The organism is Neisseria sp. HMSC056A03 (assembly GCF_001815685.1).
In the GTDB taxonomy this organism is placed as follows: domain Bacteria; phylum Pseudomonadota; class Gammaproteobacteria; order Burkholderiales; family Neisseriaceae; genus Neisseria; species Neisseria subflava.
In genome coordinates, this window is the sequence record NZ_KV821642.1 from 16,656 (window position 1) to 38,390 (window position 21,735).

Genomic DNA, 21,735 nt, shown 5'->3' on the forward strand with positions numbered 1-21,735 from the left:
TGCGGTTTTATTTTGGATGGATATCGTCATGAACCGTTTTCTTCAGACTTTGATTGTGGCCGCACCGATGGTAATTGCCGCGCCTTATGGGGCGGCGGAAACGCATCCGGCGCAAAAGCAGATGCAGCAGAACATTGATGCCGTGTTGAAAATTGCACGCAATACGTCTTTGACAGAAGCGCAACGTGTGAAACAGGTTGAGCAGTATGCCAACCGTTACTTGGACTATGAACGTATTTCCGCTTTGGCGGTTGGCGCGCCATGGCGTGAATTTTCTGCCAAACAGAAAGCTGATTTTATCCGTGCATTTAAAGACATGGTGATTGCGATGTACTCGCATTCTGCACTGATTGGTGCGGCGGATGCGAATGTGCGCCTGTTACCGAAGATGACGGCAAACGGCAATAAGTTTGATGTTTTCTCGGAAATTCAGACCAAAAAAGGCACCAAGTATGAAGTGGCCTACCAGCTTTACCAAAGCGGCGGTGCGTATAAGATTTACAACATTCGCGTGGACGGTACCAGCTTGGTAACAGTATACCGGAACCAATTTGGCGAGCTGATTAAGAGCAAAGGTATTGACGGTACGATTGCGACTGTCGAAGCCAAGGGCTTGAAGAAACAATAAGGCAGATTAAGAAAAAGGCCGTCTGAATATTCAGACGGCCTTTTTGTGTTACGGGCTGATTAAGCACGTTTGCGGAATTCGCCGGTACGGGTATCGATTTCGACTTTGTCGCCGTTTTCGATGTAAGACATCACTTGGATTTCAGTGCCGCCGACCAGACGTGCGGTTTTCATCACTTTACCGGAGGTATCGCCTTTAACGGCAGGCTCGGTGTATTCAACTTCGCGAACGATGATGGTAGGCAATTCTACGGAGATTGGGTTGCCTTCGTAGAAAGTGACTTCGCATACGTCTTCCATGCCGTCAACGATGAATTTCAACGCGTCGCCGATGTTGTCGGCTTCGATTTCGTATTGGTTGAATTCTTCGTCCATGAAGACGTACATTGGGTCGGCAAAGTAGCTGTAAGTACAGTTTTTGCGGGACAAGATTACGACGTCGAATTTGTCGTCGGCTTTGTAAATGGTTTCAGAAGCGGCACCGGTCAGCAGGTTTTTCAGTTTCATGCTGACTTTGGCGGAAGAGCGACCGCCTTTGATGTATTCGGTTTTTTGAACAACCATAGGGTCGTTGCCGACCATGAATACGTTGCCGGCGCGCAGTTCTTGTGCTGTTTTCATTGTAGTTTTCCAATCAAATCGGTTGTAATAAAACGCGCTATTTTAGCGTATTTTTTTGTGCTTTGAAATAAAGGCGGCAAGTTTTTCAACAGCACTTTTTTGTGCAAAAAGTCCGTCCCGCCATTTTGCCGCACTTTGCCGCCATTCGTTTTGGTGTGCCGTCAGGGTTTGCCATGCATGCAGGCGCTGGCTGTCGCTGAGTGCTTCTCCGTTGTTGAGTTCGTCGGAAAGGCAGCGGTGTGCCGTGGCGACAACATCCGGATAAACCTGATGCGCTTTGTCCCAAAACGCGTGCAGCTTGTCGAGATGGATATTTTCTTCTTGCGGATAGATGTGCCAAAAGAAAGGTTTTCCGACGAGCTGGGCACGGACAAAGCTGTCTTCGCCGCGTATGACGGCGCCGTCGGCAAGGTTGAGCAGTTTATCGAAATCCTGTTGGGCAACGAAAGGGATTTTGATCAGGGTAACGTGTTCGCTCTGATACACATCGCCGTCTTCAAGCAGGGCGTTTGGCGGCACTAGGCCGCTGTTTTTCAGGCTGGCGATGATTTGTGTACCTGCAAGCAGCAGGGTGATGGGTTGGTCGGCTTGTTGCCACATGGTCAGCCATTTTGCCCAAATATCGCTTTGATAGCCGAAAAGCAGCCATTCGGGCGCATTTTTTGCGGGAAGTTTGAGTTGTCGGCGTAAGGCTTCCGTATCAAAGTGGGCAGATTCGGCGTAATCGCGTTCGCGCAGCAGGCCGCCGCTTTTTTCGCTGAAACCCATAAACCAAAAGTATTTCTGTATGCCGCCGGCTTGGGGCGAAGGCATTAAGTGCAGCCTCTCGTTGCTGTCTTCCGCACTGAGGTATTCCCAGTTGAGCCAAAGCGGTTGGTGTCGGCGGATGATGGTTTGAACGTTGTCGGGCAGCTCGCAGGCGAAGGTTTCGATGACGATGTCGGGGGTAGGGGCTGTATCGGTATTTTCGGCATAGTCGGCTTGCCAAGCGTGAATGCCGATGCCTTGATAGATATTGGGAATCGAGGTCAAGTCAGGGTAGAGTGCCTGAAGGGAGGGGAAGTCGTCTGTCCATAAATGCACTTGCCAGCCGAGTTCGCGTTGCAAAACACGCGCCAGCCGCCATGAAACGCCGATGTCGCCGAAGTTGTCGATGACGTTGCAGAAAATCCAGCAGGTATAAGGTGGGGTGGTGTTCATGGAAAAATATACCCAAGGCCGTCTGAAAACATCAGAATGCGCCGAAATAGTGGAATAAATAAACAATCAGCAAAACAATCGGGATAAACATCCATATGCTTTGCCGTTTCAATTCGAGCTCTTGTTTGAGGTGGTGTTTGATGACGTCAAAGAGGACAAATTTGAATAGGAACGTGGCTTCGCAGGCAAGGATGATGCCGTTGATGAGGTGTTGCGTTTTATCTTCGGGCGGGTTGAGGGCAAACCACAAAAGAGTGGCGAGCGGAATCAGGCAGACAATGAGCCAGCGCAGAAGGATGGGTTTAGACATGGTGTGTGTGCAAGAAATAAAAAGGGCATTATACCTTGTCGTCTTTCAGACAAGTGCAAATCAGGCTATCATTCGTTTTATTTGAAGCGAACATTTATCCCTATGCAAACCCAAGCCATCATCCGCCATATTGTTCAATGGCTCAAAGATTACGCCGAGCAGGCGCGTGCCAAAGGTTTTGTCGTCGGCGTATCCGGCGGCATCGATTCTGCCGTGGTTTCCACACTTGCCGCGCAAACCGGTTTGTCGGTTTTGTTGTTGGAAATGCCGATTCGTCAGAAATCCGACCAAGTCAACCGCGCGCAAGAGCACATGGGCCGTCTGAAACAGCGTTATCTCAATGTGAAAGCGCAAAGCGTCGATTTGACTCAAACTTTCGATACGTTTGCCGATACCGTTGATGTCAGCGAAACCGAATTTCCCAACAAACAGCTGGCACTTGCCAATGCACGCAGCCGCCTGCGCATGACGACGCTTTATTATTACGGTCAGTTGCATGGTTTGCTGGTGGCGGGAACGGGCAATAAAATTGAAGATTTTGGCGTCGGTTTCTTTACCAAGTACGGCGATGGCGGCGTGGACATCAGCCCGATTGCCGATTTGACCAAAACTCAAGTGTACGCGTTGGCAGCCGAGCTGGACGTGTCGGAGGATATTCAAAAAGCCGTACCGACGGACGGACTTTGGGATACCGAGCGTACCGATGAAGAGCAAATGGGCGCATCATATCCTGAACTCGAATGGGCGATGAGCGTGTACGACAGCCACAAGCCTGAAGATTTTGAGGGCAGACAGCGCGAAGTTTTGGCAATCTATACCCGATTGCACAAAGCCATGCAGCACAAAGTCAATCCGATTCCGGTTTGCAAGATTCCGGAAGAGCTGTTTTAAGTTTGAACATCAAAAGGCCGTCTGAAAACGCTGGATTAAGGTTTCAGACGGCCTTTTATATTTTATTTCAATAAGAATTGGGAATATGCTTGAAAAACAGCATCATCAGATACCAAAACAGCGTAGCGGCCGCCGCACCCAGCAATACCCACGCACTGATTTTGGCGATTTCCCGAATGGTGCGCTTTTGTTTGCGGCTGAACAAACGGTTCACAATCAATGCCGCTATGGCGCAAAAGAAAAAAAATCGCAAAAGCCTGCCTATCATTCCACATTCTCCCAAAAATATTGCCTTTAATCAGGGCAGGCCGTCTGAAGCCTCATGCACAAAACAAAAACGAAACGTTATAATACCCCTTTTGCCGCCTCACTTGGAAATTACAAATGACAACAAATGCCTCAGTGGGCATTGTAACGCCCCAGAAAATCCCGTTTGACACACCGCTTGCTCTGGAAAACGGCAAAACCTTACCCCGTTTCGACCTGATGATTGAAACCTACGGCACACTCAATGCCGACAAAAGCAATGCCGTCCTGATATGCCACGCCCTGTCAGGCAATCATCACGTTGCCGGCAAGCACAGTGCGGAGGATAAATACGCCGGCTGGTGGGACAATATGGTCGGCCCTGGCAAACCCATCGATACCGAACGCTTTTTCGTTGTCGGTTTGAACAACTTGGGTGGCTGCGACGGCAGTACCGGCCCTTTGTCCGAAAACCCTGAAACCGGCCACGAATATGGTGCGGATTTCCCAGTCGTAACCGTTAAAGACTGGGTAAAGTCCCAATCCATGCTTGCCGATTATCTCGGCATTCAAAAATGGGCGGCCATTGTCGGCGGCAGCTTGGGCGGTATGCAGGCATTGCAATGGACGATTTCTTTGCCTGAACGCGTTGCTCATGCGCTCGTTATTGCTTCTGCGCCTAAACTTTCCACTCAAAACATCGCGTTTAACGATGTTGCCCGTCAAGCTATTTTGACCGATCCCGATTTCCATGAAGGCAATTACCGCAGCCATCATACCGTTCCTTCACGCGGTTTGCGTATCGCGCGCATGATGGGGCACATCACCTATCTTGCCGAAGACGGCTTAGGTAAAAAATTCGGCCGCGATTTAAAATCAGACGGCTATCAATATGGCTACGGCGTTGAATTTGAAGTGGAATCTTATCTGCGCTATCAAGGCGACAAGTTTGTCGGACGTTTTGATGCCAATACTTATCTGCTGATGACCAAGGCACTCGACTACTTCGACCCGGCCGCCGATTACGGCCACAACCTCACGCGCGCCGTGGAGAATGTGCAGGCTAAATTCTTTGTCGCCAGCTTCAGCACTGACTGGCGCTTCTCGCCGCAACGTTCGCATGAATTGGTCAAGGCTTTAATCGCCGCGCAAAAATCCGTGCAATACATTGAAGTCAAATCCAATCACGGCCACGATGCCTTTTTGATGGAAGACGAAGCCTATATCCGCGCGGTTGCCGCTTACATGAACAACGTTTATAAGGACTGCCAAAAATGAATCTGCGCGACGATTTGCAACTCATTTACGATTGGATACCCGAAGGCAGCCGCGTACTTGATTTAGGCTGCGGCGACGGAGAACTGTTGGCCGCGTTGGTGGAACATAAAAATTGCACCGGCTACGGCGTTGAAATCGATACCGACAGCGTGATTGCCGCCATATCCCGCGGCGTGAACGTCATTCAAGCCGATTTGGAAGAAGGTTTGGTGGCTTTTGGCGATCAAAGTTTTGATGTGATTGTCTTGAGCCAAACCATTCAGGCGATGCAGAACACGGAAAAAATCCTGCGCTGCCTGATGCGCGTGGCCAAGCAGGCCATCGTCAGCTTCCCTAACTTCGGCTACTGGCGCAACCGCTTTCAAATCGCCATCGGCGGCCATATGCCGGTTTCTGAACGGATGCCGTATCATTGGTATGACACGCCCAATATCCATTGGTGTACCCTTAAAGACTTCGATTTATTGTGTGCCAAAAATAAAATTCGCGTGCTGGAACGTGCGGTTATGACGGGCAACCGACAGGTCAAACATTTGCCGAATTTATTAGGCAGTCTGGCGTTTTATCGCGTAGGTTGATTGCGGTCATAGATAAAGGCCGTCTGAACAGGTAATCACGAAAGCATGGCTTTTGCGGATACCTGTTCAGACGGCCTTTTTTTGTTAAAGCCGGTTTAAGCCTGTTTCAATTTTTCCAATAAGGCCAAGCTGCCGGCATCGACCAGACGGTAGGTTTCGTCAAAGTTGCCTGTGTACCACGGATCGGGAACGTGGTTGTAACCTGAGTCGGGGATAAGGTCGGTCAGTTTGAAGATTTTGCCGGGGTGGAAACCGAGCTGCTTTTCGGTTTCTCTGAGGTTGTTGTCGTCCATCACGATGATGTAGTCGAAATGCTCGGCATCGCTGGGTTTGATTTTGCTGCTGGTAAAGCCTGACGGGTCGATGCCGTGTTGCTTGAGTGCGCAGCGCGTGCCTTCGTGCATGTCTTCTCCGTCGTGCCAGCCCGATGTGCCTGCGCTGGCTGTAATGACGGCATTGCCCATGCCTGCTTCGCGGGCGCGATGGCGCAGGACGTATTCGGCCATGGGGGAGCGGCAGATGTTGCCGAGGCAGACGAAAAGGATTTTGTGGGTTTTCATATGCGTGAAAATGAGCGGTAAGGTTTGAAAATCAATGCAACACGCTAAACCGTTTTCAGACGGCCTTGGCGTGTTGCATTTTCAATTTAGTTTACATTGCTGAAGAAAGGATTATGGCCTTCCAGTTTTAACGCTTGGGCATAAGTAGGGATGTTCTCGTTTTCGCCCAGTGGGTTGTGCAGCAGGTAGAGGTGTTCGATTCGGCATTCGGCCATCAGGTCGAGGAAGTTTTGCTGAACGATGGCAATATTGTCGGTTGAGGCCAGCTCCCAAGTGAAGGTCTGCGGAACGATTTCAAACGCGCTGTCTGTTGCGTTGAAGCTGAACTGGAGCTTGCCGTCCGCTTTCGCTGCGGCGACAACGCCGACACGCGGGCTTTGCATACGGATGGCGCGGATGGCGTTGGTGGCAAAAACGTCCATGGCCATGCGTTGGCGGGTGTGGCTGCCGTCGGTAAGCGCGTCAAGCGGCGTATTGGGCGAGAGTGGGTTGGTAAAGAGGGTAACGCCGTCGAGGGCGAGATGTTCTTGCCAAACCTGCATCAATGGCAGGCCCGCCTGTTGCAGGTTGAGACCCAAGGCCGTCTGAATATCTTTATTGCCGTAGCCCAGCGCGTAAACAACATGGACGGATTGACCTTCGGGCAGCGTCAATGGTTTGTATTCGAATTTTTGCAGGAATGCGCCTGCCGCTTTATCGTTTTGCTTAGCTTGGAACCAGTCGCCCGGGGTAACGCTGCTCAAGTCGGTAGATTGGACGAGGTAAGGCAGCCATTGCGTGTTTTGCGTGAGGGCGCGCAGATTAGGGTAGTTTTGCAGGCAGGAAAAGAGGGCTTCGGTAGGTAGCGTGAGCGGCAGGGTTTGTTCTTTTTTGCAACCGGCGACCAAAACGACAGGCAGGGCAAACCATTGGGCTTCGTTATCGTTTTCTGCTTTTAAGACTTCGCCCACGCTTTGAATCAGGCTGGTGTAAGTACCAACATCGGGCGCCATGGTCATCGCCAATGAAAGGTTGATGTAATGGTTTTGGCTGAGCATGGTACGGATTTCGGTTTGCAGTTGGCCGGCCGAAAGTTTGCGTGATGCGGAGGAGGAGTTGTGCGCCAGCTGATAGGCATTGAGCAGAAGGTAGTTTTTGATAGGGCTCTGCGGATAAGGGCGGGTATCTGGAAGAACAAAGGTTTTCATGACAGTTTGAAGTGTTGTGTTGTAAGTGTGGCGATTATAGCAATTTAGTCAGTCGGTGTGCTTGTTAATACATGAAATTCAAATGACGGCAGGGTGTGTGCTTCATTTTTATGCAGTTTCAGTGTCGGTATTTTGAGGCTGAAGAGGATGGTGCCCGATGTGTTATAATCCATGACCAAACATAATTCAGAAAGGAACAAAATCATGCGCTTGCTTCATACTATGCTGCGTGTCGGCAATCTCGAACGCTCTTTGGATTTCTATCAAAACGTATTGAATATGCAACTGCTGCGCCGCCGCGATTATCCTGAAGGCCGTTTTACTTTGGCTTTTGTCGGTTATGGCGATGAAGCGGACCATACTGTTTTGGAACTGACCCACAACTGGGATACCGAGTCTTACAACTTGGGCGATGCTTACGGCCATATCGCGATTGAAGTCGATGATGCTTACGCCGCGTGTGAACGTGTCACAGAGATGGGAGGCAAAGTGGTACGCGAAGCCGGTCCGATGAAACACGGCACGACTGTGATTGCGTTTGTTGAAGATCCGGACGGCTACAAAATTGAATTTATTCAAAAGAAAAGCGGTAGCGATTCGGTACAATATTCATCTTAAGACATAAGATAATGGAAAAGGCCGTCTGAACATTCAGACGGCCTTTTGTTTGATCAGCCCAACTGTTTTTGCTTTTCGCTCAACAGGGCGTGTACTTGAAGCGCGGTAGCGTAGCGGTCTTCTCCCGCTTCAATCGGATCGAGGAAATGCAGTTCGACCGTGCTGGAAGGCTGGCTGATGACCATGCAGATGGATTGCCAGAGGCTGATGTCGCCGTAGTAGGCAGTGTGCGGATTGGGGCTGCTGCCGTCCGGATTCGGATAGCGGCAGAGCGCTGGAATAATCGGTACGCCTGCATCATAGGCCGTCTGAAAAAAGCTGGGTTTGAACGGCAGGATTTCACGGCCTTCGGTACTGGTGCCTTCGGGGAAAATGGTGACGGTATCGCCGTTTTTCAGTGCTTCGGTTACGCCGGCGATTTTGGCGGAATTGCCTTTGATACCGCGGTTGCGCGAGACGTAAACCGTTTGCGCCTGTGTGGCGAGATAACCGACCACCGGCCATTTGGCCACATCGTCTTTAGCTACAAAACGGCCGGGAAATGCGCCGTTGACCGCCATAATGTCCAACCATGAAATATGGTTGCTGATAATCAGCTGACCACGATCTTCTTGCGGCGGCGTGCCGAAGGTTTGCAGTTTCATGCCGCAGGAAGCGAGTACGCGCAGTGACCATAATTGGATTGCGCGCAGTTTGCGTTTGCTGCTGTAAAAGGGAAATAGAAAAAACATTTCGGCCATGCCGTACAAAAGGCAGCCGGCAATACAGAGAAGACGGAAGATAAAACGGATTTTGGCGGTCATTGTGTGTGTTTTTTTTATAAAGATTAGGCAGGCCGTCTGAAGTTTCAGACGGCCTTTTATTATGAATCGGTTTTAGGGGCAAAACGCTGTAAGTAGCGGTCGGAAAGGTGGCTGATGTCCATCATGATCAGCACATCCGCGCAGTTGAATGCTTCATCGACGCAAGGCTCGCCGCAGAACCACGCGCCTGCTTTGAGATAGCCTTTGATCAGTGCGGGTACAGGCGGATTTTCAGACGGCGTGATGCTGTCCCATTTGAGCGGGTTGAGTGGTTTGACGCGCCATTGTTCCGGAGCGAGGTATTTGTCTTTCAAAGCATGATACAGGCCCGCCGCATCGTTGCCGCCGTCGCGCATTTCAATACTGCCGCAGCCAATCATAAAGCGCAGGTTTTCGTCTTTCATGAATTTGACCAAACCGGTCCACAACAGCATAACCAAGCCGCCGTTGCGGTAGTCCGGGTGGGTACAGGCGCGGCCGAGTTCGACGGTTTGCGGCAGAATGTCTTTCAGAGGCTCAAGGTCGAATTCATGCTCGCTGTACCAGCCGCCGACTTTTTTTGCGGTTTCTTCGGTAATCAGGCGGTAGCAGCCGATAACTTCGCCGGTTGCATCATCGAAGGCAAGCAGGTGGTGGCAATGCTCATCATAAGGATCGACATCACGGCCGTCATCGCTTTCGATTTCCGCCCCCAACTCTTGGGCAAAAACCTGATAGCGCAATCTTTGGGCGGCTTCGATTTCAGCTTGGGTTTCTGCAAGGCGTACGCTCAGGCCGATTTTGGGGCCCGTTTGATTGAAACGGCTGGGGGACATGATGTTTCCTGTTTGAAGAAAATGGCTGATTATAGCGGATATACGGACAGATTTATATTGATTTGCTTTGCGGTAGGGCAAATTATGTCGGGTTGTTGGAAAAAGGCTTCAGGCCGTCTGAAACTGATGGCTGTTTAGAAAGATGGCCAAGAACATTTGCCAGGATGTTTGAAATTTATGACATAAATCAAAATATTTATCCGAATTATTTAATATGAGGATAAAAATATATACAATATAACTAGTTCAAAAGTATTAATATGATTAAATGGGATATTTTTAATATTTAAAAAATGGAGAATATAAAGATGAAACTGAATGTATCGCTCAGACCTTTGTGTTTGGCTTTAGCGCTTTTTTCGGTACTGCGTATGCGGACGGAGGTATCGTTGCTGGAACCATGCACAAGACGGGTTCTTTGGCTGTCGGTAAAGAATCCGTATCGGGCGAAAATGCCACTGCAGTTGGCGACAAGGCTAAAGCAGGCGGCTATAAGGCGGCTGCTTTGGGTTATGATTCTGCCGCTTCCGGTTTGAGCGCAACCGCTTTGGGTGGCGAATCCAAGGCGGAGGCATTGCGGTCGGTGGCGGTTGGCTTTCGGGCCCATGCCAAGGGAACAAATGATGTAGCAGTCGGTGGCGCAGCAGCTGCTTCTGGCGGTCAATCTGTTGCAGTTGGCCTGCTGTCCAAGGCTTCGGCTTTGCGTGCCGTTGCGGTAGGTAATGGCGCGCAGGCAAGTAATATTGATGCAGTAGCTATCGGCAGAGATAGTGAGGCGGATGCGCTCAGTGCAACGGCCTTAGGTGATCGAGCTAAAGCACGTGGAACTCAATCACTTGCACTAGCATCGGCTGCTGAAGCAGAAGGTTATCAAGCAGTGGCAGTCGGTACGCGTGCGGTATCGAATGCCGTAAACAGTGTGGCTTTGGGTGTAGAGTCTTCCGCCACGGCCTTGAACGGTCTGGCTGTCGGTACCAGCTCCAGCGTGCGTAAAGAAGGTGGTACCGCAGTCGGCGGCGGCGCATCGGCTTTGGAAGAGAAATCTTTGGCGCTCGGTTTCCAAGCCAAAGGTAAAGCCGAGAAAGCGGTGGCTCTGGGTGCGCAAAGCATCGCAGATTCGGCTGCAGGGCAGGCAGGCTATGATTTTGCGACACAGTCGGCAAGTCAATCTGAAGAAACGGCATGGAAATCGACATTGGGCGCGGTTTCGGTTGGCAATGAAAAGGACAGCCGTCAAATTACCCATGTGGCTGCCGGTACTCAGGATACAGATGCGGTAAATGTGGCTCAGGTTAAAAGGCTTGCGGAAAGATGGCAGGCCGACAGTCAGCAAAAAGAGTCGGCGGTGGCTGCTCAAATCAATCAGATACGAGCTGAAACACGCGTAGAAATGAAAAAACTGGAAGACCGTGCGGATGCCGGCTCTGCCGCTGCGATTGCGGTGGGTAATCTGGGACAAGCTTACCAGCCGGGACAGGGCGCGGTATCCATTGGCAGCGGCGTTTGGCGCGGAAAGGCCGGTTTTGCTGTCGGAGTATCGAAAGTATCCGCCAGTGGCAAATGGCTGGTGAAAGGTTCGGCTGTTGGCGCATCTAAGGGTGGTGCAGGCGGTGGAGCCAGCGTAACCTATCTGTGGTAGAAAATTTCAGATGGACTTGAATGTTGAGGCCGTCTGAATTTGGCATGCCAAGCGGTAGAAGCGTAAAATTAACGTTTTTGTCGCTTTTTTTATTATGGAAACCTCTTTCCTGCTTGCCGGAAAAATTACCGAGCTGACGCTGATTGTTTTGATGGGCGTGGCCTTGGTGAAGGCAGGGCTGTTGAAATCGGAAAACAGCTACACGCTCTCCGTTATCGCGCTTTACCTGATCAGCCCGTCCGTCATGATTCACGCTTTTCAGATGGACAATACGCCGCAGATTATCGAAGGGCTGAAGCTTTCCGTCATGCTGGCGGTGTTTTTCCATGTGGTTTTGATTGTTTTGGGCAGGTTGTTTAAGCACTTGTTCAAACTCGATGCGCTCGAACACGCGGCGACGGTGTACAGTAATTCGGGCAACCTGATTATCCCTTTGGTAATGTCGGTCTTTGGTGCGGAATGGGTGATTTACACCAGCGGTTTTATTATGGTGCAGACGTTTTTATTTTGGACGCATCTGCGCCTGTTGATTTGCGGCCGCGGCAATGTGGCTTGGAAAACCATTTTTACTAATATCAACATTTTATCCATGCTGGTCGGGCTGCTGATGTTTATCTTTCAGATTAAGCTGCCGCATATTATTGATAATACTTTGGCGACGGTAGGTAGCATGATTGGCCCGGTTGCCATGTTGGTGGCGGGCATGCTTTTGGCTTCTTTGCCGCTGCGCTCGATTATGTGGACACCGAGGCTTTATCTCGTTGCTTTTTTAAGGCTGATTTTGATTCCGGTATTATTGCTTTTTGCCGTTAAAGTCTGCGGTTTTGCCCATCATGATGCGCATGCGGATACGGTTGTTTTAATCAGCTTTTTGGCAACGACTTCGCCTGCCGCCTCGACAGTTACCCAAATGGCGGTTGTTTACGGTAAAAATGCCCAAAAAGCCAGCGCGATTTATGGGCTGACAACCTTGCTTTGTGTGGTAACCATGCCGGTGATGATTGCGTTATATCGTTGGATTATTTAAGAAAAGGGCAGGCCGTCTGAAACGTTGGCATTATGTTTCAGACGGCCTGTTTGTTATTTTAAATTTGAAAATAACTTTTATTATCAATTAATTAAACAATTAAAAAACTATACAAAGCTGATTGCTGCGTGTATCCTTATGCCTAACATTCATTCAATATAAATCTTTAAAGGAACACAGCCATGACCGACTTTACCCTTTGGGAAACCGCGCCTTTCAATTCTACGATTGACCATATCCTGCAACGTTATCACAATGTTCACCGCGCCCAGTTTGAAGAGTTGGTACCGCTGGCGCAAAAAGTAGCGCAAGTTCATGCCGACACTTTCCCTGCCGAAGTGGCCGATTTGTTGGCCTATATGCAAAACGAGCTGTTGATGCACATGATGAAAGAGGAACGCATGTTATTCCCGATGATTAATCAGGGCGTAGGTCGTGGCGCGGCAATGCCAATCAGCGTGATGATGCACGAGCATGAAGAACACGACCAAGCCATCGCTCGTCTGGAAGAATTGACCAATAATTTTGAGCTTCCCGAAGGCGCTTGCGGCAGCTGGACCCGTTTGTACGCATTGGCCAAAGAGATGGTGGACGATTTGAAAGACCATATTCACTTGGAAAATGAGATTTTCTTCCCCCGAGTTTTGGCTTCTTAAAATTTGAGGTTAATCAAGGCCGTCTGAATGTTCAGACGGCCTGTTCTTTAATCCCTTGCTAAATTAGTACAATAGTTCTAAAATTTTAATAAAGAAATAAAATTAGGCAGTAAAGGCACACATCCGTTATTTTGTTTACTTGAGAAGGAATTTATGAATGAAACATTCTAAAGTTTTACTATCGGGTATTCTGTTTGCTGCTGTGACTGCATGCGCCCAAACGACGGACGGAGGCTGGAGCGCCCTGCTGCAGGATACGAAAACAGGCGTGCAGTCGCGGCCTTATTATGAATTTGGCAATGTACTTCAGAAGATTTCTTTTAAGAAAACCGGTAATCCGAAAAATGGTCTAAAAAAGCCTGTCTTGACTGTGTATCGTCAGGGCAAGCTGTTGGGCGAAGCATATAATTTGGAAGGCACCTTGTTGCCAACCCTGTTTTTAGTAAACGGCAAGTCATTAAATATTAATGACGGCAACGATAGAAAACTGTTGGCTGCTGCTAAGAGAATCGATTTTTATGATTTCGGACGTGGCCGGATCGGCCATGCAGTCTTTACCGCGCCTAACGGCATCTGTCAGGATATGAAACACGGCAAAGGTGTTTCCTACAAGCTGGTTACCAACTATATTGATTTTCCGGATTATCCTTCGCCTGAAAATATCTTGATTATTACTGCGCAAGGCAAATATGAGCAAGACGGCTTCATATTGGATTCTACCGAGTCAAGGGTGACCGGTGCCAATAAAGAATTTGCCAGAAAAATGAGCGAATCCCTGAAATCTAAAAATGGCCCTGAGACCAAACAGGTAAACATGGCTAATGCAGCCAGTGCGGAAAAGGGTAGGCTGTTGGCTGATTATGTATGTAGGTGATGAAATCAAAGGCCGTCTGAAATTCAGACGGCCTTTTAAAATCATGAATGCATCTCTTGTTCAAACGACAGCAGAATCTGTTTCACTTTATCCGCTTCTTTGATAGCGCGGATGCGGTCAAACAATACCTGCGCCTGTTCAAACTCTTTTTTCATCATGCCCAGCCATTGTTTCAAACGGGCAACCGGATATTTGTTGTTGGCTTCTTTAGCAAGGCACAAGTCGAAGAATTGGACTATCCATGAGGAGACTTCGGCAAAGTCGGTGTCTTTCACTGTTTCGCCGTTTTCATATTGCTTGATTTGCCGCGCCAAGTCGGGACGGATAACGGCGCCGCGCCCGAGCATCACGCTGTCGCAGCCGCTGACGGTTTTAATGTCGAGATAGTCTTGAAGGCTGAACACATCGCCGTTGGCGGTAACGGGAATACTGACTGCATCGCGGATTTTGCGCACCCATTCCCAATGTGCCGGCGGTTCGTAGCCTTCGACTTTGGTGCGTGCATGGACGGTTAACGCGCATGCGCCGCCGTTTTCAATCGCGGAAGCGCATTCCAATGCCAGACTTTTGTCTTCATAACCGAGCCGCATCTTAGCAGTCAACGGAATGTGTTGTGGCAGGCGTTGGCGCAGGGTGTGGACGATGTGGTAAATCAAGTCCGGTTCTTTGAGCAAGATCGCACCGCCTTTGTGTTTATTGACCGTTGGCGCGGGGCAGCCGAAGTTGAGGTCGATTTTGTCCGCACCGAAACGCACGGCTTCCAAAGCGTTGACGGCCATGTTTTCCGCATCGCTGCCTAAAAGCTGGACAGTACAGGGCGTACCGGCCGGCGTGCGGTTGGCATGGGCGGTTTCGGGAACATATTTAAGCCAAGTGGCGCGTGAGTGGACCGTGTGCGTAATGCGGACAAATTCGCTGACGCATTCGTCAAATCCACCAATACGCGTTAATAGGTCGCGCATCACATCGTCCATCAGCCCCTGCATGGGGGCAAGAATAAGCTGCATGAGTCAGGTCGTCTGAAAAAAGGAGGACATATTGTAGCGGTATATCGGTTAAAATACAGCTTCCTTTTTCAGACGGCCTTTTTATGATGCACACAATTCCGGCAACCGCCGCCATGTTGGTAAAAAATTCAGAACGTTATCTTTCAGAAGTTTTGAGTGCGTTGAAAGACTTTGACGAAGTCCTGCTGTTGGACAACGGCTCGACCGACCGTACTTTTGAAATTGCCAAAGGATTTTCCAATGTCAGCTATTACAAGCATGACTTTATCGGATTTGGCCCGATGAAAAATCTGGCGGCCAGACTGGCGCAAAACGATTGGATTTTCAGCATAGACAGCGATGAAGTGGCGGATGAGGCTTTAATCGAATCCATTCGTGCGGCCGTTTTGGAAAATGAGAAGGAACATATCTTTTCGCTTTCCCGTCTGAACCATTATCACGGCAGACTGATTAAAGGCTGCGGCTGGTATCCGGATATTATTCCGCGCCTTTATCATCGCAAATTTACCCGTTTTTCCGACCGTCAGGTGCATGAGTCTTTGGTGTTGCCGCAGGAAGCCAAGGTTAGACAACTTGATGGCCGTCTGAAACATTATTCTTTTGAAAATGCCGAAGGGCTGATTCAGAAAATGCAGCAGTACAGCTCGCTGTATGCGGAAGAAAACCGCTTCAAGAAAGACAGTTCGCCATTTAAGGCTTTGCTGCATGGCAGCGTATCGTTTGTGAAGAATTATCTGCTTAAACGCGGTTTTGCTTATGGGGCGGACGGGCTGACGATTTCAGTGTCCAACGCGCAAGGTTCGTATTACAAATATGTCAAACTCTACGAGCGCAACCGCACGATAACCGTCTCCCTCATCATCACCACCTATAATCGCCCCGATGCTTTGGAGCTGGTGTTGAAATCGGCTTTATCGCAAACCCGTCTGCCGGATGAGATTATTGTTGCGGATGACGGCTCAAGGCAGGAAACCGCCGAAGTGGTTGATTTTATCCGCCGTAGGACAAGCATTCCTGTTAAGCATTCATGGCAGCCGGATAGGGGCTTTCGTGCCGCCGAATCGCGCAACCGTGCGTTGGCGCAGGCGAAAAGCGATTATATTGTGTTGATTGACGGCGATATGGTTTTGGATCCGTCTTTTATCGCCGATCATTTGAAGATTGCCCGCAAAGGCCGTCTGATACAGGGCTCCCGCGTGATTTTGACTGAGGATAAAACGCAGGATATTTTAGACGAAGGCGATTTGCCTGCCTTGTCTATGTTCAGCTCGGGAATAGAAAAACGGCTTTCCGCCCTACGTTGCCGTTGTTTGGCCAAATTGGCAGGCCGAAAAGGCAACCGCAAACACAAAGGCATCAAAACTTGCAATATGGGCTTTTTCCGCAGCGATGCGCTTGCCGTCAACGGGTTTGACAATAGCTTTGTCGGTTGGGGCAGGGAAGACAGCGAGTTTGTCGCCCGTTGCTATCATAACGGGATGAAACGCCATAATTTGAAATTTGCCGGTATTGCGTATCACCTTTGGCACAATGAGGCAGAACGCGATTCCTTGCCGCAAAATGATGCTTTGTTGGAGGCAACTTTGTCGGAACGTAAAATCCGCTGTGTTCATGGCGTATCGGATTTTATAAAAGATGAAGAAGTAGCCGGGAAATAGCCTTATCATCTTTTTAAGTCATAGAGGCCGTCTGAAAATTTTCAGACGGCCTTTTTTGTATTTTTAAAAGCTTAGAGGTTAAATGAGAATATTATTTATTTGATGTAAATCAGTATGTATAGTTCGGTAAAGTATGGTTAGGGAAGAGGGTTTACTCTATAATCCAACTATTTGTAATTTTATTTCGGTCAAGGCCGGATTTTGGGAGTTGTGATGTCAACTATGTTTTTTATCCAGTTTGCCATTGTGCTGCTGTGTATCCTGATTGGTGCGCAGGTTGGTGGGATTGGTTTGGGCGTGCTCGGCGGTATCGGCTTGGCCGTATTGTCTTTTGGTTTCCATCTTCAACCGACCAGCCCGCCGATTGATGTGATGCTGATGATTATGGCGGTAGTGTCTGCCGCAGCGGCCATGCAGGCCAGTGGTGGTTTGGACTATATGATTAAGATTGCCACGCGCGTGTTGCACCGCAATCCGAAATACATCACCTTTATCGCGCCGGCGGTAACTTACACCTTCACCGTGTTGGCAGGTACGGGCCATGTGGCTTACTCGGTCTTGCCTGTAATTGCCGAAGTCAGCCGTCGCAATGGCATCCGTCCTTCCCGTCCGCTGACGATGGCGGTTATCGCTTCCCAATTTGCGATTGTTGCCAGCCCAATTGCCGCCGCGGTTGTTGCCTGCGTCACCATGCTTGAGCCGCAGCACATCACGATGGCGGACGTGTTGAAAGTTACCGTTCCGTCCACGATTTTGGGTATCGGTTTGGCTTGCGTGTTCGTAAACAAACTGGGCAAAGAATTGAAAGACGATCCGCATTATCAGGCTTTGCTGAAAGACCCGAACTATGTGAAAGAATACATCGATGTGGAGGAGCAACAAACCGATGTCGCCATTTCGCCGAAAGCCAAATTGTCGGTCGGCATTTTCTTGACTGCGGCATTGCTGGTGGTGGTAATGGGGGCACTGCCTGAGCTGCGTCCGGCTTTTGAACACGATGGCGCGGTCAAGCCTATGGGCATGGCGCATACGATTGAAATCGTGATGTTGTCTGCTTCTGCGCTGATTATTTTGGCGTGTAAACCCAATGGCGATGCGATTACCCGAGGTTCGGTATTCCATGCCGGTATGCGTGCCGTGATTGCGGTGTTTGGCGTGGCTTGGTTGGGCGATACCTTGATGAGCGGCCACTTAACAGAAGTGGAATCGACCGTCAGCCATTTGGTTGAATCTGCACCGTGGACCTTTGCCTTTGCCCTGTTTGTCTTGTCGGTATTGGTCAACAGCCAAGGCGCGACAGTGGCAACGCTGTTTCCGATCGCCATCAAACTGGGTATTCCTGCGCCCATCATTATCGGCACATTCGTTGCGGTAAACGGCTATTTCTTTATACCAAACTATGGTCCGATTATTGCCGCTATTGACTTCGATACAACCGGCTCGACCAAAATCGGCAAATTCATCTTCAACCATAGCTTCATGATTCCGGGCTTGTTGAGCATGGCATTCAGCTTGGCCATCGGCTTGTTGTTGGTTCAGGTGTATTATTGATGGACTGAAAAATAAAGGCCGTCTGAAATTAAATTTCAGACGGCCTTTTTGATATTGTGATTCGAGAGCTTAATTGCAGTATTTATTGACGTCGTTTTGATATTGCTTAATCAAACTGTCGCGATTGGCCAAGCGAGCGCTTTCGGCGACTTGGCGGTTGATTTTGGCGATTTTGCAGTTTTCCAGCTTGTTTTGGCGGTTTTGTTCTTCGATTTTTTTATTGCGCTCTTCAATTTGTTTATTTTGTTCCGCAACTTGCTCATTAGGCTGCTCGGCAACCGGCTCAGATGCCGCAACAGCAGGTGTAACGGCAGGTTTGACGTTGTGCGTGCGGATGTTGACCACGCCGGAACGCTTCGGTTGCAGGCGGTTTGGCGTATCGGAATAGCTGTTGCCCGATGCGCCTTTCCAAGTGTAAACCTCGGCCGCGCCGGTCAGGGCGGCGGAAGAGAGAAGGGCTGCTGTCAGACAGGTTTTGAGTACGGAAGATTTCATGGGTTTCCCTTATGTAAATGATGTTCTCATCCAACCTATTTTACTTGAAACTGCAATGCGTTGGCATATTTTTGTACCTCAGATCAAATGATGTAAAAAAATAACGTTAAAACATGTATTGCCAATGTTAGCATCAAGCCGGTGTGATATAATGCCGTGCATCTTGCACAAACTGAAAGACCGAGCATCATGCGTATTGTAGAAAAAGCCTATACTTTCGACGACGTTTTGTTGGTTCCAGCACACTCAAACGTGCTGCCTCGAGATGTCAAACTTCAAACCAAACTCACCCGCGATATCACGCTCAACCTCCCTCTACTTTCTGCTGCAATGGATACCGTTACCGAAGCGCGTCTGGCCATTTCTATGGCTCAAGAAGGCGGCATCGGCATTATCCATAAAAACATGACGCCGGAGTTGCAAGCGCGTGCCGTTTCCAAAGTGAAGCGCCATGAGAGCGGCGTGGTGAAAGATCCCGTTACCGTTGCGCCGACCGCATTGATCCGCGAAGTCTTGGAAATGCGCGCACAACGCAAACGCAAAATGTCCGGTCTGCCTGTTGTTGAAAACGGCAAAGTGGTCGGTATCGTGACCAACCGCGACCTGCGTTTTGAAAACCGTGTTGATCTGCCGGTTTCTGCCATCATGACCCCCCGCGACCGTTTGGTTACCGTTCCTGAAGGTACCAGCATCGATGAAGCCCGCGAAATCATGCATGCGCACAAAGTTGAGCGCGTTTTGGTATTGAACGACCAAGATGAACTCAAAGGTCTGATTACAGTTAAAGATATTCTGAAAACAACCGAATTTCCTAATGCCAACAAAGATGCCGAAGGCCGCCTGCGCGTCGGTGCCGCGGTAGGTACCGGCGGCGATACCGAAGAGCGCGTCAAAGCATTGGTGGAAGCCGGTGTGGACGTGATTGTGGTCGATACTGCCCACGGCCATAGCCAAGGCGTTATCGATCGCGTGCGCTGGGTCAAAGAAACTTATCCGCACATCCAAGTCATCGGTGGCAACATCGCGACTGCCAAAGCCGCTTTGGATTTGGTCGCTGCAGGTGCGGATGCCGTTAAAGTCGGTATCGGCCCGGGCTCGATTTGTACGACCCGTATCGTAGCCGGCGTGGGCGTGCCTCAGCTGACTGCGATTCACAATGTTTCCGAAGCCCTGAAAGGTACCGGCGTTCCCCTGATTGCCGACGGCGGTATCCGCTTCTCCGGCGATATTGCCAAAGCTCTGGCAGCAGGTGCATACAGCGTCATGCTCGGCGGTATGTTTGCCGGTACGGAAGAAGCACCGGGCGAAATCGAACTCTACCAAGGCCGCTCTTACAAGTCTTACCGCGGCATGGGTTCGTTGGGTGCGATGAGCCAAGGTTCAGCCGACCGCTACTTCCAAGACAAAACCGACAGCACAGACAAATATGTTCCTGAAGGCATCGAAGGCCGCGTTCCTTACAAAGGCCCGATTGTAAACATCATCCATCAGCTGACCGGCGGTCTGCGCTCCAGCATGGGTTACTTAGGTTGCGCCAATATTGCTGAAATGCACGAGAAAGCAGAATTTGTGGAAATCACTTCTGCCGGTATGAGCGAATCTCACGTTCACGACGTACAAATCACTAAAGAAGCACCTAACTACCATCGTTAAACCAGTATAAAAAGGTCGTCTGAAAATATTTCAGACGGCCTTTCTGTTTTTATAAGGTTTTAAAAATGAAGCAAATATTGCTTGCCGCCGTTATGCTTGGTATTTTGGGCGTGGTATTTGCAGAGTTTGCAGAATAGTTGGGAAGACAAACGCTTCATGCGCTCAAACCAGGGTTCATCTGTTGAAATGACGTGTATCAAGTAGTACGTTTTGATCTGAGAGATTAAACCGAGTTTCAGACGGCCTTTTAAAAATCGTATTACAATAAGCCAAAATTAAAAACACATTCCATTATGTCCAAAAAAATCCTGATTATTACCCCAAGCTGGATTGGTGACTGCGTCATGACCCAACCGCTTTATCGCCGTTTGCATGAGCTGCATCCCGGCTGCATCATTGATGCGTTTGCACCTAAATGGTCGATGGCCGTATTTGAGCGTATGCCTGAAATTAACCGTGTAATAGAAAATCCGTTTGGACATGGTGCGTTGGAATTGAAAAAACGCTGGCGTATCGGGCGTGAATTGGGAAAAGAAGACTATGATCAAGTGATTGTTTTGCCCGGTTCGCTCAAATCCGCCATCATTGCTTTGGCTACGGGGATTAAACAGCGTACTGGCTACGTCGGCGAATCGCGCTATTTTTTGCTGAACGATATCCGCAAGTTGGATAAGGCCGCATTGCCGTTGATGGTTGACCGCTATACTGCGCTGGCGCATCCGACCCAAGCGGATTTTAACGGGCATTCCGATAATCCCTGTTTCACAATTGATCCCGAAAGCCGTCAAGCCGCTTTGTCAAAACATGGTTTGGCGACGGATAAACCGATTTTGGCATTTTGTCCCGGCGCTGAATATGGCCCGGCCAAGCGTTGGCCTGCGCGTTATTTTGCCGAACTTGGCCGCCGATATTTGGCCGAGGGTTGGCAGGTTTGGCTGTTTGGTTCGCAAAAAGATTTTGATATTGCAGATGAAATCAACCGACTTTCAGACGGCCTGTGTACCAATCTTTGCGGTAAAACCAATCTTCCGGAGGCGATTGATCTGTTGTCTTGCGCCGATACGGTCGTGTGCAACGACAGCGGTCTGATGCACCTTGCGGCCGCGCTTGATCGGAAATTGGTTGCAGTTTACGGCTCATCCAGCCCTGACCATACGCCGCCTCTAAGCCAAAAGGCAAAAATCGTCAGCTTGAATTTGGATTGTTCACCTTGTTTCAAACGCGAATGTCCGTTAGGGCATACGGATTGTTTGAACAAGTTGACGCCGGATATAGTGCAAAAAGCGGCGGAAGAGCTGGCTCGTTCGGCGTAATCCTATAAAGATTAGATGGAAAACAGCAAAGGGCAGATTTGAATCTACCCTTTTGATTTGTGTTTCTTTTATTTTTTAACAAAAGGCCGTCTGAAACCTGAACTGCACCCCAAAAGTTGGACATCCCC

Annotated in this window: 23 protein-coding genes; 13 read left to right on the top strand and 10 right to left on the bottom strand. The window is 49.5% G+C overall.

Annotated elements, in window-relative coordinates; genetic code table 11:
- The first annotated feature begins 28 nt into the window (after window positions 1-28).
- Window positions 29-628 (top strand): MlaC/ttg2D family ABC transporter substrate-binding protein, encoded by a 600-nt coding sequence (locus HMPREF3052_RS08850; protein ID WP_070749561.1) that lies wholly within the window; start codon window positions 29-31, stop codon window positions 626-628.
- A gap of 59 nt (window positions 629-687) precedes the next feature.
- Here HMPREF3052_RS08850 and efp read toward each other — a convergent pair whose 3' ends face one another.
- From efp to HMPREF3052_RS08865, 3 genes are read right to left on the bottom strand one after another with little or no spacing between them, the layout of a single operon-like run.
- Window positions 688-1,248 carry an elongation factor P gene (efp, locus tag HMPREF3052_RS08855; protein WP_063068768.1) on the bottom strand — a complete coding sequence of 187 codons (561 nt, stop codon included), beginning with the start codon at window positions 1,246-1,248 and terminating at the stop codon, window positions 688-690.
- A gap of 42 nt (window positions 1,249-1,290) precedes the next feature.
- Window positions 1,291-2,448 (bottom strand): elongation factor P maturation arginine rhamnosyltransferase EarP, encoded by a 1,158-nt coding sequence (gene earP / locus HMPREF3052_RS08860; RefSeq protein WP_070749562.1) that lies wholly within the window; start codon window positions 2,446-2,448, stop codon window positions 1,291-1,293.
- A 31-nt stretch (window positions 2,449-2,479) separates the two neighbouring features.
- On the bottom strand, window positions 2,480-2,758 hold the full coding sequence (locus HMPREF3052_RS08865) for a hypothetical protein (protein WP_070749563.1): 279 nt from the start codon (window positions 2,756-2,758) through the stop codon (window positions 2,480-2,482).
- A gap of 102 nt (window positions 2,759-2,860) precedes the next feature.
- Here HMPREF3052_RS08865 and nadE point away from each other — a divergent pair, with 102 nt between their 5' ends.
- A complete protein-coding gene (nadE, locus tag HMPREF3052_RS08870; RefSeq protein ID WP_049351373.1) occupies window positions 2,861-3,649 on the top strand; it encodes an NAD(+) synthase in 789 nt (262 codons plus the stop codon).
- Window positions 3,650-3,716: 67 nt separating this feature from the next.
- On the opposite strand, the gene HMPREF3052_RS08875 is transcribed toward nadE, so the two are convergent.
- Window positions 3,717-3,917 carry a protein MIGRI gene (locus HMPREF3052_RS08875; RefSeq protein WP_003682450.1) on the bottom strand — a complete coding sequence of 67 codons (201 nt, stop codon included), beginning with the start codon at window positions 3,915-3,917 and terminating at the stop codon, window positions 3,717-3,719.
- Window positions 3,918-4,033: 116 nt separating this feature from the next.
- On the opposite strand from HMPREF3052_RS08875, the gene HMPREF3052_RS08880 reads away from it, so the two are divergent.
- Both HMPREF3052_RS08880 and metW read left to right on the top strand, forming a co-directional pair.
- Window positions 4,034-5,173 (top strand): homoserine O-succinyltransferase MetX, encoded by a 1,140-nt coding sequence (locus HMPREF3052_RS08880; protein ID WP_004519859.1) that lies wholly within the window; start codon window positions 4,034-4,036, stop codon window positions 5,171-5,173.
- A complete protein-coding gene (gene metW / locus HMPREF3052_RS08885; protein ID WP_049329691.1) occupies window positions 5,170-5,751 on the top strand; it encodes a methionine biosynthesis protein MetW in 582 nt (193 codons plus the stop codon). Before HMPREF3052_RS08880 ends, metW begins: the two co-directional genes overlap by 4 nt.
- A 95-nt stretch (window positions 5,752-5,846) precedes the next feature.
- On the opposite strand, the gene HMPREF3052_RS08890 is transcribed toward metW, so the two are convergent.
- Complete coding sequence (locus HMPREF3052_RS08890) at window positions 5,847-6,311, bottom strand: low molecular weight protein-tyrosine-phosphatase (protein WP_070749564.1); 465 nt, start codon at window positions 6,309-6,311, stop codon at window positions 5,847-5,849.
- A gap of 86 nt (window positions 6,312-6,397) precedes the next feature.
- The gene (locus HMPREF3052_RS08895; RefSeq protein WP_070749565.1) at window positions 6,398-7,498 is read right to left on the bottom strand and encodes a conjugal transfer protein; all 1,101 of its coding nucleotides are present in this window, start codon (window positions 7,496-7,498) and stop codon (window positions 6,398-6,400) included.
- A gap of 204 nt (window positions 7,499-7,702) precedes the next feature.
- Between HMPREF3052_RS08895 and gloA the strand changes: the two genes are divergently transcribed.
- Window positions 7,703-8,116: a lactoylglutathione lyase gene (gene gloA / locus HMPREF3052_RS08900; protein ID WP_070749566.1), complete on the top strand. Its 414-nt coding sequence runs from the start codon at window positions 7,703-7,705 to the stop codon at window positions 8,114-8,116.
- A 53-nt stretch (window positions 8,117-8,169) separates the two neighbouring features.
- On the opposite strand, the gene HMPREF3052_RS08905 is transcribed toward gloA, so the two are convergent.
- Together HMPREF3052_RS08905 and HMPREF3052_RS08910 are read right to left on the bottom strand one after the other, a co-directional pair.
- On the bottom strand, window positions 8,170-8,919 hold the full coding sequence (locus HMPREF3052_RS08905) for a lysophospholipid acyltransferase family protein (protein WP_063075462.1): 750 nt from the start codon (window positions 8,917-8,919) through the stop codon (window positions 8,170-8,172).
- A 59-nt stretch (window positions 8,920-8,978) separates the two neighbouring features.
- Window positions 8,979-9,734, bottom strand: coding sequence for a GNAT family N-acetyltransferase (locus tag HMPREF3052_RS08910; RefSeq protein ID WP_049329687.1), 756 nt, complete (start codon window positions 9,732-9,734; stop codon window positions 8,979-8,981).
- 337 nt (window positions 9,735-10,071) lie between these two features.
- On the opposite strand from HMPREF3052_RS08910, the gene HMPREF3052_RS08915 reads away from it, so the two are divergent.
- The 4 genes from HMPREF3052_RS08915 (at window position 10,072) to HMPREF3052_RS08930 (ending at window position 13,930) form a co-directional block, all read left to right on the top strand.
- Entirely contained in the window at window positions 10,072-11,373 is a 1,302-nt protein-coding gene (locus tag HMPREF3052_RS08915) for a YadA-like family protein (RefSeq protein WP_283126974.1), read from the top strand.
- A 94-nt stretch (window positions 11,374-11,467) separates the two neighbouring features.
- Entirely contained in the window at window positions 11,468-12,400 is a 933-nt protein-coding gene (locus HMPREF3052_RS08920) for an AEC family transporter (RefSeq protein ID WP_070749567.1), read from the top strand.
- Between the two features lie 182 nt (window positions 12,401-12,582).
- The gene (dnrN, locus tag HMPREF3052_RS08925) at window positions 12,583-13,056 is read left to right on the top strand and encodes an iron-sulfur cluster repair protein DnrN (protein ID WP_070749568.1); all 474 of its coding nucleotides are present in this window, start codon (window positions 12,583-12,585) and stop codon (window positions 13,054-13,056) included.
- 157 nt (window positions 13,057-13,213) lie between these two features.
- Entirely contained in the window at window positions 13,214-13,930 is a 717-nt protein-coding gene (locus HMPREF3052_RS08930) for a DUF8095 domain-containing protein (RefSeq protein WP_070749569.1), read from the top strand.
- Between the two features lie 41 nt (window positions 13,931-13,971).
- Here the strand turns inward: HMPREF3052_RS08930 and HMPREF3052_RS08935 are convergent, their stop codons facing one another.
- Window positions 13,972-14,937, bottom strand: coding sequence for a tRNA dihydrouridine synthase (locus HMPREF3052_RS08935; RefSeq protein WP_070749570.1), 966 nt, complete (start codon window positions 14,935-14,937; stop codon window positions 13,972-13,974).
- Window positions 14,938-15,020: 83 nt separating this feature from the next.
- On the opposite strand from HMPREF3052_RS08935, the gene HMPREF3052_RS08940 reads away from it, so the two are divergent.
- Together HMPREF3052_RS08940 and HMPREF3052_RS08945 are read left to right on the top strand one after the other, a co-directional pair.
- Window positions 15,021-16,595 (top strand): glycosyltransferase family 2 protein, encoded by a 1,575-nt coding sequence (locus tag HMPREF3052_RS08940; protein ID WP_070749571.1) that lies wholly within the window; start codon window positions 15,021-15,023, stop codon window positions 16,593-16,595.
- 222 nt (window positions 16,596-16,817) lie between these two features.
- The gene (locus HMPREF3052_RS08945; RefSeq protein ID WP_070749572.1) at window positions 16,818-18,146 is read left to right on the top strand and encodes an anaerobic C4-dicarboxylate transporter family protein; all 1,329 of its coding nucleotides are present in this window, start codon (window positions 16,818-16,820) and stop codon (window positions 18,144-18,146) included.
- Between the two features lie 69 nt (window positions 18,147-18,215).
- Here HMPREF3052_RS08945 and HMPREF3052_RS08950 read toward each other — a convergent pair whose 3' ends face one another.
- Window positions 18,216-18,641, bottom strand: a complete 426-nt coding sequence (locus HMPREF3052_RS08950) for a DUF4124 domain-containing protein (RefSeq protein WP_070749573.1) — start codon at window positions 18,639-18,641, stop codon at window positions 18,216-18,218.
- Between the two features lie 189 nt (window positions 18,642-18,830).
- On the opposite strand from HMPREF3052_RS08950, the gene guaB reads away from it, so the two are divergent.
- Both guaB and waaF read left to right on the top strand, forming a co-directional pair.
- A complete protein-coding gene (gene guaB / locus HMPREF3052_RS08955) occupies window positions 18,831-20,294 on the top strand; it encodes an IMP dehydrogenase (RefSeq protein ID WP_003678893.1) in 1,464 nt (487 codons plus the stop codon).
- Between the two features lie 293 nt (window positions 20,295-20,587).
- Window positions 20,588-21,607 (top strand): lipopolysaccharide heptosyltransferase II, encoded by a 1,020-nt coding sequence (waaF, locus tag HMPREF3052_RS08960; RefSeq protein WP_070749574.1) that lies wholly within the window; start codon window positions 20,588-20,590, stop codon window positions 21,605-21,607.
- Window positions 21,608-21,735: the final 128 nt, after the last annotated feature.

Coding starts and splice junctions, on each gene's coding strand:
- dnrN (WP_070749568.1), top strand. CDS start 12,583: ATGACCGACTTTACCCTTTGGGAAACCGCGCCTTTCAATTCTACGATT.
- HMPREF3052_RS08945 (WP_070749572.1), top strand. CDS start 16,818: ATGTTTTTTATCCAGTTTGCCATTGTGCTGCTGTGTATCCTGATTGGT.
- efp (WP_063068768.1), bottom strand. CDS start 1,248: ATGAAAACAGCACAAGAACTGCGCGCCGGCAACGTATTCATGGTCGGC.
- HMPREF3052_RS08910 (WP_049329687.1), bottom strand. CDS start 9,734: ATGTCCCCCAGCCGTTTCAATCAAACGGGCCCCAAAATCGGCCTGAGC.
- HMPREF3052_RS08935 (WP_070749570.1), bottom strand. CDS start 14,937: ATGCAGCTTATTCTTGCCCCCATGCAGGGGCTGATGGACGATGTGATG.
- HMPREF3052_RS08865 (WP_070749563.1), bottom strand. CDS start 2,758: ATGTCTAAACCCATCCTTCTGCGCTGGCTCATTGTCTGCCTGATTCCG.
- HMPREF3052_RS08940 (WP_070749571.1), top strand. CDS start 15,021: ATGATGCACACAATTCCGGCAACCGCCGCCATGTTGGTAAAAAATTCA.
- HMPREF3052_RS08875 (WP_003682450.1), bottom strand. CDS start 3,917: ATGATAGGCAGGCTTTTGCGATTTTTTTTCTTTTGCGCCATAGCGGCA.
- nadE (WP_049351373.1), top strand. CDS start 2,861: ATGCAAACCCAAGCCATCATCCGCCATATTGTTCAATGGCTCAAAGAT.
- HMPREF3052_RS08950 (WP_070749573.1), bottom strand. CDS start 18,641: ATGAAATCTTCCGTACTCAAAACCTGTCTGACAGCAGCCCTTCTCTCT.
- HMPREF3052_RS08920 (WP_070749567.1), top strand. CDS start 11,468: ATGGAAACCTCTTTCCTGCTTGCCGGAAAAATTACCGAGCTGACGCTG.
- HMPREF3052_RS08880 (WP_004519859.1), top strand. CDS start 4,034: ATGACAACAAATGCCTCAGTGGGCATTGTAACGCCCCAGAAAATCCCG.
- HMPREF3052_RS08850 (WP_070749561.1), top strand. CDS start 29: ATGAACCGTTTTCTTCAGACTTTGATTGTGGCCGCACCGATGGTAATT.
- HMPREF3052_RS08930 (WP_070749569.1), top strand. CDS start 13,214: ATGAAACATTCTAAAGTTTTACTATCGGGTATTCTGTTTGCTGCTGTG.
- HMPREF3052_RS08890 (WP_070749564.1), bottom strand. CDS start 6,311: ATGAAAACCCACAAAATCCTTTTCGTCTGCCTCGGCAACATCTGCCGC.
- waaF (WP_070749574.1), top strand. CDS start 20,588: ATGTCCAAAAAAATCCTGATTATTACCCCAAGCTGGATTGGTGACTGC.
- gloA (WP_070749566.1), top strand. CDS start 7,703: ATGCGCTTGCTTCATACTATGCTGCGTGTCGGCAATCTCGAACGCTCT.
- metW (WP_049329691.1), top strand. CDS start 5,170: ATGAATCTGCGCGACGATTTGCAACTCATTTACGATTGGATACCCGAA.
- HMPREF3052_RS08895 (WP_070749565.1), bottom strand. CDS start 7,498: ATGAAAACCTTTGTTCTTCCAGATACCCGCCCTTATCCGCAGAGCCCT.
- earP (WP_070749562.1), bottom strand. CDS start 2,448: ATGAACACCACCCCACCTTATACCTGCTGGATTTTCTGCAACGTCATC.
- guaB (WP_003678893.1), top strand. CDS start 18,831: ATGCGTATTGTAGAAAAAGCCTATACTTTCGACGACGTTTTGTTGGTT.
- HMPREF3052_RS08905 (WP_063075462.1), bottom strand. CDS start 8,919: ATGACCGCCAAAATCCGTTTTATCTTCCGTCTTCTCTGTATTGCCGGC.